This window comes from Salinivibrio sp. MA427 (assembly GCF_001996115.1).
Taxonomy (GTDB): Bacteria; Pseudomonadota; Gammaproteobacteria; order Enterobacterales; family Vibrionaceae; genus Salinivibrio; species Salinivibrio costicola.
In genome coordinates, this window is record NZ_MUFH01000303.1 from 1 (window position 1) to 2,883 (window position 2,883).

Below are 2,883 nucleotides of genomic sequence, written 5' to 3' on the forward strand. Positions count from 1 at the left end.
GATATAGATCACTCTTTATTTTTTTAGAACAGTGAAATAAAAAATCAGAGTGACTAATATCACACTGTTTGCCTGGTCGATATTAATTCATGATATAGATCACTCTTTATTTTTTTAGAACAGTGAAATAAAAAATCAGAGTGACTAATATCACACTGTTTGCCTGGTCGATATTAATTCATTGAGTGATCTGTATCACGTTTGTTTTTTTGTTACGAATAGTGACGGTTTGGTCGGTGTCGTATTGAAGCAGTAAACAGGCTCAATCACGTTGAGCCTGTTTATTGAAAGTACCAAAGCTGTTATCGCAGGTGGAAGAGTTAATATGCTCCTGCGCTGTAGATCAGCTCGTAGCTGTGGCTGTAGATCTCCAAGATATTGCCGAATGGGTCTTCCATATAGATCATGCGATAGGGCTTCTCTCCAGGATAGTAATAGCGTGGTTTCTCCATCCGTTTCTTACCGCCAGCTTCAATAATACGCTCGGCTAATGCTTCAACATTTGGATCTTGCACGCAGAAGTGAAATACGCCCGTTTTCCAATACTCGAAATTGTTGTCAGGGTTTTGCTGATCCTTAAACTCAAATAGCTCTACACCAACGCGGTCACCTGTCGATAAATGCGCAATGCGAAAACGTTCCCAACCTTGGCCAAACACATCGGTGCACATTTCGCCGATTGCACTGTCGTCTTCAACAATCTCAGTAGGCACCATGATGAGATACCAACCAAGCACCTGCGTGTAAAACTCAACGGCTTTTTCTAAGTCAGGGACGGAAATACCAATGTGTGAAAATGTACGTGGGTAAGGGGTCTGCATCATTTGTTCCTCTCTGCTTACGTCTTCATTGTTTGCAAGCATGAGGCACCTAAACCATAATGTTAAATTATGGTTTGCAATGATTGTGATGACATTTTGTTATGGTTAACCCTGTTTGGCTGAAAACCTTTTGCACCCTGGTAGATGTTGGCACTTTTACTAAGGCCGCTGATAAATGCTATATGACGCAGTCTGGCGTAAGCCAGCACGTGCGAAAGCTTGAGGAGTCATTATCTTCAACGTTGGTCATTCGAGGAAAGAAAGGCGTGGTGCTGACCGAGGCAGGACAACAACTCTATCGTCAAGGGAAGGACGTGCTACAAACGTTGGATAATCTTGCTGTAACCATCAGTCGCGATCCCGGCTATGAAGGCGAGATACGCATTATGTCGCCGGGAAGTGTCGGGCTCCGCTTGTATACGCGTTTGCTCGATCTTCAGGTGACATATCCTGCCCTTACGATTAACTATCGATTTGCGCCAAATGGCGATGTTAACAAGGCTATCTTAAATAACACCATTGATATTGGCCTAACAACGGCTTGTCCAGTTGACCCGAATATTCAGTCTGAACCCATTGGCGAAGAGCCGTTATTGCTGGTGACACCGCGCCATATTAAAGACCCTACATGGGAAACACTCTGCCAACTTGGATTCATTGATCACCCAGATGCTAGGCATCACGCAGAGTTATTACTTGGGGCGAACTTCGAGCAATATCAAACGGCGCAGTTACGCCCCGTTAAGCAATCTGGTTTTTCTAACCAAATAAGTCTTATCTTACTACCCGTTGCACGCGGACTTGGCTTTACCGTCTTGCCCGCCAATGCTGTCGCGGCTTTTGCTCAACAAGCGGCCATTAAAGCTCATTACTTACCGACACCGGTCAGTGAAACCTTATATCTCTCCTCTCTTGCCGGACGCGAGCTGCCTCAGCGCGCGATCAATATTGCAAACGTCACTAAAGAGCATGTCGGTGATTCAATCAATAGGCATGATAAAAGCAAAGAGTGACAGCGTCACGTGTCATACATTGACGGTGCTTCCTCTGTCTTCTAATGTCTAAGAGTCCAAAGGCAACCTGAGATGGCAATGTGACGAGATGGTGGATACTTGTAGCCTGCTGGCTACCGTTGAATGTCATGGCAAATACACTAACGATTGCTTATCGCGATGAGACCGATTCTGTTTCTTTGGTGACTAAAGCGATCGTGGAGCAGACATTCACTGCTATCGACACGAGTATTGAACTCACATGGATAGAGATGCCACTTGCTCGGGCCGAAAATGCACTGAAAAAAGGCATTATTGATGCTGACTTTGGCCGAACACGGCTAGCCTATCAAGATATCCCCAAAGCGTTATATCCGCGAGAACCATTGTTGTCGGTAGACTATTACCTCTTTGGATACACACATGTGTTAGAGCCGGAAGATTACCAATATGTTGTGGGAGTCATTGGTGATCAAGTAGTCGAAGAAATTGCGAAACGCTACCAGTGGCAGCTTATAACAACCAGAACACAACGCGCTGCACTAAATATGGTCAATAGCCACCGTGTTAAAGCAATGATAGGTTATGGAAGAATCAAAAGTATAATCGAAAAAGACCAGCTTACTTATGTTCGTATGGGAGATAAACCGGTTGCGTCTTTCTCGGTTTTTCTGGTCTTTCATCAACGCCATCAGCGATTAGTTGCACAGCTAAATACCGCATTGAAGGACATGAGAGATAGCGGCACGACCGCCGCTATCCTTGCCAAATATGGATTGTGATTATGGCTGTTGCTCAACCCGCAGCTTTTGCTCACGCACTTTGCGACGTAATAACTCGGTATAAATCGGTTGGCCGCCAAGTAATTGTGCAACAAGGGTGGCGCCGAGGGTGGTAATAATCAGCGGCAAAATCAGATAGTAGTTATTGGTCATCTCAATCACCAACAAAATCCCCGTGATAGGCGCGCGTACGGTCGCGGCGAACAAAGCGCCCATGCCCGCAATCGCGAACATGCCCGGTTCAATGCCCATATCCGGATACATATTGGCAACCACTAACCCATAAAC

At 45.4% G+C, this 2,883-nt stretch carries 4 protein-coding genes; 2 read left to right on the forward strand and 2 right to left on the reverse strand.

All coding sequences use genetic code 11. The features are described 5' to 3' along the window. Positions 1–320: 320 nt before the first annotated feature. Positions 321–821, reverse strand: a complete 501-nt coding sequence (locus tag BZG79_RS13620; protein WP_025744652.1) for a lactoylglutathione lyase family protein — start codon at positions 819–821, stop codon at positions 321–323. Between the two features lie 101 nt (positions 822–922). Between BZG79_RS13620 and BZG79_RS13625 the strand changes: the two genes are divergently transcribed. Together BZG79_RS13625 and BZG79_RS13630 are read left to right on the forward strand one after the other, a co-directional pair. Beyond that, the gene (locus BZG79_RS13625) at positions 923–1,834 is read left to right on the forward strand and encodes a LysR family transcriptional regulator (protein ID WP_077774670.1); all 912 of its coding nucleotides are present in this window, start codon (positions 923–925) and stop codon (positions 1,832–1,834) included. 128 nt (positions 1,835–1,962) lie between these two features. Continuing rightward, positions 1,963–2,595, forward strand: a complete 633-nt coding sequence (locus BZG79_RS13630; protein ID WP_077774671.1) for a transporter substrate-binding domain-containing protein — start codon at positions 1,963–1,965, stop codon at positions 2,593–2,595. On the opposite strand, the gene BZG79_RS13635 is transcribed toward BZG79_RS13630, so the two are convergent. Continuing rightward, positions 2,596–2,883: chloride channel protein (locus tag BZG79_RS13635; RefSeq protein ID WP_199877891.1), on the reverse strand; the 288-nt coding region annotated here is incomplete at its 5' end.

Excerpts from the sequence above, each read along its gene's own strand:
- BZG79_RS13625 (WP_077774670.1), top strand. The coding sequence starts at position 923 with ATGGTTAACCCTGTTTGGCTGAAAACCTTTTGCACCCTGGTAGATGTT.
- BZG79_RS13620 (WP_025744652.1), bottom strand. The coding sequence starts at position 821 with ATGCAGACCCCTTACCCACGTACATTTTCACACATTGGTATTTCCGTC.
- BZG79_RS13630 (WP_077774671.1), top strand. The coding sequence starts at position 1,963 with ATGGCAAATACACTAACGATTGCTTATCGCGATGAGACCGATTCTGTT.